Annotated in this window: 4 protein-coding genes; 1 reads left to right on the top strand and 3 read right to left on the bottom strand. The window is 53.7% G+C overall.

Features of this window, described 5'->3' with window-relative positions:
• Positions 1–301: hypothetical protein (locus KKH67_11985; protein ID MBU1319899.1), on the top strand; the 301-nt coding region annotated here is incomplete at its 5' end.
• Positions 302–482: 181 nt separating this feature from the next.
• Here the strand turns inward: KKH67_11985 and KKH67_11980 are convergent.
• The 3 genes from KKH67_11980 to KKH67_11970 form a co-directional block, all read right to left on the bottom strand.
• Complete coding sequence (locus tag KKH67_11980; protein MBU1319898.1) at positions 483–809, bottom strand: hypothetical protein; 327 nt, start codon at positions 807–809, stop codon at positions 483–485.
• A gap of 319 nt (positions 810–1,128) precedes the next feature.
• A complete protein-coding gene (locus tag KKH67_11975; GenBank protein MBU1319897.1) occupies positions 1,129–2,487 on the bottom strand; it encodes a sigma-54 dependent transcriptional regulator in 1,359 nt (452 codons plus the stop codon).
• Positions 2,474–4,231 (bottom strand): hypothetical protein, encoded by a 1,758-nt coding sequence (locus KKH67_11970; GenBank protein MBU1319896.1) that lies wholly within the window; start codon positions 4,229–4,231, stop codon positions 2,474–2,476. Before KKH67_11970 ends, KKH67_11975 begins: the two co-directional genes overlap by 14 nt.
• Between the last annotated feature and the right edge of the window lie 195 nt (positions 4,232–4,426).

Here is a 4,426-nt window from a genome sequence, read left to right as displayed (position 1 = left end):
CCACACTCACGAGAAGCAGGGCAGCATTACCCCCTGGATTCTGTTCACTGTGTTCGTGCTCGGACCGTGCGAACCGCTTATCCCGATACTGATGTATCCAGCCGCGCAGCAAAGCTTTAACGGTGTCATTCTGGTTGTACTCGTCTTCAGCCTTGTGACTATTGCGACGATGGTTGCATCGGTGCTGATGCTGTCGGCAGGATTAACCCTTGTACCGTTCCACAAACTGGAAATGTACTCTCACGCACTCGCCGGCTTTGCGCTTCTATTATGCGGCGTAGCCATCCAACTCGGCTTGTAGCCCCACATTCAATTGCTACGATGAAAATGAAAAGCCCGACTGCTTGTAGCAGCCGGGCGCAATTCTGACGACGATATGCGATCTCTATGGGAAGATCCCGCTCGTGCAATGCCGGACTATATGCCAGATCGTTTTTCCCAGTGCGAGAATCTAAGCGCAGACCTCGTGACACATCGCATCACTACGAATAATTCTCGCACTCCCAGATCCCGCCGAATGGCTTCTCGTGAGCACAGTCCCCGTGATTGTCGCAGTTCATACAGAGACCCTTCATCGTGAAATCCACTTGGAAGTCAGTGGCCCGCTGCCTGGTATTGCCGGCGCTGGCGACGTCAGGTTTGGTTCCCTCTATGAACTCCTCGCAAAACACAACCGGCTGCACGCTCAGCTTTGTGAAGGCACACGATGGCGAATATTCACACGTCATACAAAGGCCTTCGGGCTGCTGGCCATCTGTGGTCCTGCTGAACTTGGCAGCTTCTCTTCCGGTGATTCTTGTATCTGACATCTCTATTACCTCCAGTGGGTCTCTTGATTTCGTCTTTCTTCGTTCGTCAACCATCCGACTGGAGTAACCGCAAAAGGTGTGCCATCACGATACAGAGACATCGGTATAAAGTCGCCACACAAGGGCATGAAAGAGCCCTCCTGCTAAATCATGTATCCTCATTGTGATAGGAGCAAGAATTCGTAACGGGGGAACTTCTGAGAATCTGGAATGCCCCACGACCAGTCTGCGGAATCAGAAAAGCGTCGATAATTGGCCAAAAGTGGACTGAGAAAGCGGGGAATCTTGCACCTGTGGGGAGAAATACCCCACCGCGAGGTCATTCTCCCCGATTCTCATCGGAGTGCTTAAGCTTCTCGCGGAGAGTCTTGCGGTCGATCCCAAGAATTTCGGAAGCTCTGGTCTTGTTGCCACCGACACTCGCCAGCACATTCCTGATGTATTCTGCTTCGACTTCGGCAAGCGTGCGATGCAGACCGCTTTCCCGCGATACAGTGAAGCGCATCAGCGACGGAAGATCAGGTACATCAATCGTGCTGCTATCGGTCATTATTACCAGTCGCTGTATGATGTTTTCGAGTTCGCGCACATTACCCGGCCACGCGTAGTGCTTCAGCGCTTTTAAGGCGTTCTCGGAAAACTCCGGTACCGGTCGACCTGCTTCTTCGGCGAATTTCGTGATAAAATACTCGGCCAGCAGCAGAATGTCGTCATCGCGTTCCCTCAGAGGAGGAACTGTCATCGTCAGAACGCTCAGCCTGAAATAGAGGTCTTCCCGAAAAGTCCCTTTCTTGACAAGTGCTGCTAGATCCTTATTAGTAGCCACAAGCACACGGAGATCAACTTTGCGCGGTCGAGTAGCGCCGACCATCCACACCTCCTGATCCTGCAGCACTCTGAGCAGCTTCACCTGCATCGCAAGGCTCATTTCGCCGATCTCGTCAAGGAAGATCGAGCCGCCATCCGCGGTCTGGAAAAATCCAGCCCTGGATTCGCTGGCACCGGTGAATGCGCCCTTCACATGACCGAAAAGCTCGCTTTCGAAGAGCTCTGTCGGAATTGCGCCACAATTGACAGGCACGAACGGCTTTGAGGCGCGGCTGCTTCCGTAGTGAATCGCTCGTGCCACAAGCTCTTTCCCCGTGCCGCTTTCGCCCGAGATGAGCACCGTCGCAGATGTGGTCGCCGCTCGAGTGATCGCGCGAAAAACACCCTGCACCAGCCGTGAATTCCCCAGGATGCCGGAGGAGGAAGACTTAGCTTTCTCTGACGACGGCTGCGATGCTTTCCGCATTCTCAACTTGCCGAGTGCTTTGTCGACAGCCTCCAGCAGCTCTTCATCGGTGAATGGTTTCGCGAGATACTCTTCCGCACCGGTCTTGACGGCTTCCACCGCACCCTCGACAGTAGCGTAGCCGGTGATCATCATCACTTCGGTCTCTTTCATGTTCTCGCGCACATGACGTACCAGGTCGAGCCCGCTGACTTTGGGCATTTTTAGATCGGTGATCACCAGATCTACAGGTGACGACTCAAGTAGCCCGATCGCTTCCACCACTCCGGGAGCTGTGAACACAGTGTACCCCTCATCAGCCAGGTTTCGCCGGATAACTTCCAGGGTATCAGGCGCATCATCAACTACCAGAACCCGCGCCTTGCCTTCTTTATGATTCGCCATCTTTTGGATCTCCCTGTGAATTCTTGCCCGTCGAGTCGCTCAGTGGAAAGGAGACTTCAAAGCGGGTGCCGGTCCCAACTTTGCTCTCAACACTGATCTTTCCGCCGTGTGATGATACGATCCCGTGCACCACTGCAAGTCCAAGTCCGGTACCCTCGTTCACGTCTTTCGTCGTGAAGAACGGAATGAATATCTTACTGAGCATCTCTCTTTCGATGCCGGTTCCGGTGTCCTCAATCGCCAATATGGCATTGTCGGCATCATGTTCTGTGCGGATGATTATCTTGCCCCCCGACGGCATAGCCTGGACGGCGTTCACCACCAGATTCACAAGCACCTGGTAGAGCTGACTCGGATCGGCGGTTATATCGGGAATATCAGGATCAAATTCTTTCACGATCTCAATGCCGGCTTTTGCACAGCGCGACTCTAGAAAATAGAGGCCATCCTCGATTGTCCGGTTCATATTCAGCCGGTTCATCTTCATCGGAGCTTCGCGCGCAAACAGCATCAGTTTCTTGACAACCTCGCGCGCATGCAGCGACGCTGCCACGATCCTGTCGATATCCTGCTGTACTTGCTCTGATAATTCAGAACCTTTCTTTGCAAGCTGCGCGAATCCGAGGATACTCCCGAGAGGCTCATTCAGTTCATGCGCGACACCGGCTGCAAGCTGTCCGATGGTCGCAAGACGATCGGCGTGGCGGAGCTGCTCCTGAAGACGCGATTTCTCTTCATCAGCCTCGCGTCTTTCGGTAATAAGCGCCAGCTCACGCGCGATTGCATCGATCAGGCTTCTCTCCTCGCGCAGAAACGGTCCTTCATCCAGCACCGGACGCTCATCAAGGTAAGCAACTTCCACAAATCCCCTCGGCACACCGCGAATCTCCATGTCGGCTTTCAAGCTGGCGAAGCCGACCCTGAAATCGTCGGTGACATAGGAGTTGCCATCAAGCACGATTCTCGCTGCTGTCACCTCGGGGTAAAGCCATGCTGGCTTAAGCAGCTTCACTGTTGACTTGAGAATCTCATCAAGGGATATATTCGGCCGTCCGACAAGTTTAGCGATTCCGTAGAGACAGGTGAGCTCCTTGACGCGCTCCCGTAGCGCGACATGCGCGCGCCTGTGAACAATCGCCATACCGAGCATCTGAGCAATGCCTTCGAAGAATTCGATATCACTGGCAGAGAAGTAATCCTGTCTTGTACTTCGCAGCACTAGCAGACCCAAACCGCTCTCATGCAGTGGAAAAGGCAGAAGTACCATGGATACCTGGCCGTTCGCAGTCGGAACGCTGAGTTTATGCCTCGATCCAAGGTACTCGACAGAAAATTCCGCCGGAGTCGCGGTCTCGTTCAAGAGGAAACTTCCACGTTCGGTGATACCGGATGCTGCGCCCTCTGCTTTCCCAAGCAGTATCGCGTAGCAAAGAGCCTCAAAGCCGGATGCGCCGCCACTGTCGGCAATCAAATCGGCGAAACGCAGCCTGGCTTCATCAATGGGAGAGACATCATAGATAAAGCTCTCTTCTGCGGTGCTGTTCTTATCACTGCCGTAATAACGTCCTCGCTCGACGAGGCGAATGCTGACAGCATCACAGCCGGAAAAGTCCAGCAATATCGCCGAAACCTGTCGGAGAAAATCTGCCCTCAGGAGCCCCTGATCCGCAAGGCGCATGATCCGAGTTGTCAGCGCACTGAACTCGGCGGACAGATATGGCTTGTCTTGTCTCTCAGCGGTCATGCATTCCTCCGCAACTTGGAGCCAATCCGGCATACGGGCTTGCGTAGCTCGACATCCGTCGATTTGCCGGACAATATGCCTTAAATCAGGATCAAAAGCAAGCGGTGCGTTTTCATCTTGCGACCGCCTCATCCGACTCAAACGGGGCTTATTATGTGAAGGTAAATGTAGTCTCTGCTCGATTCTATCTTCTGT

The sequence above is a fragment of the Candidatus Zixiibacteriota bacterium genome (assembly GCA_018820315.1).
Classification (GTDB): Bacteria; Zixibacteria; MSB-5A5; order JAABVY01; family JAHJOQ01; genus JAHJOQ01.
Note: the sequence above shows the minus strand (reverse complement) of the source record. Positions and strands in the feature narration are given on the sequence as shown.

Bases quoted from the DNA above. Each gene is read 5' to 3' on its own strand.
- KKH67_11980 (MBU1319898.1), bottom strand. From the start codon at position 809: ATGTCAGATACAAGAATCACCGGAAGAGAAGCTGCCAAGTTCAGCAGG.
- KKH67_11975 (MBU1319897.1), bottom strand. From the start codon at position 2,487: ATGGCGAATCATAAAGAAGGCAAGGCGCGGGTTCTGGTAGTTGATGAT.
- KKH67_11970 (MBU1319896.1), bottom strand. From the start codon at position 4,231: ATGACCGCTGAGAGACAAGACAAGCCATATCTGTCCGCCGAGTTCAGT.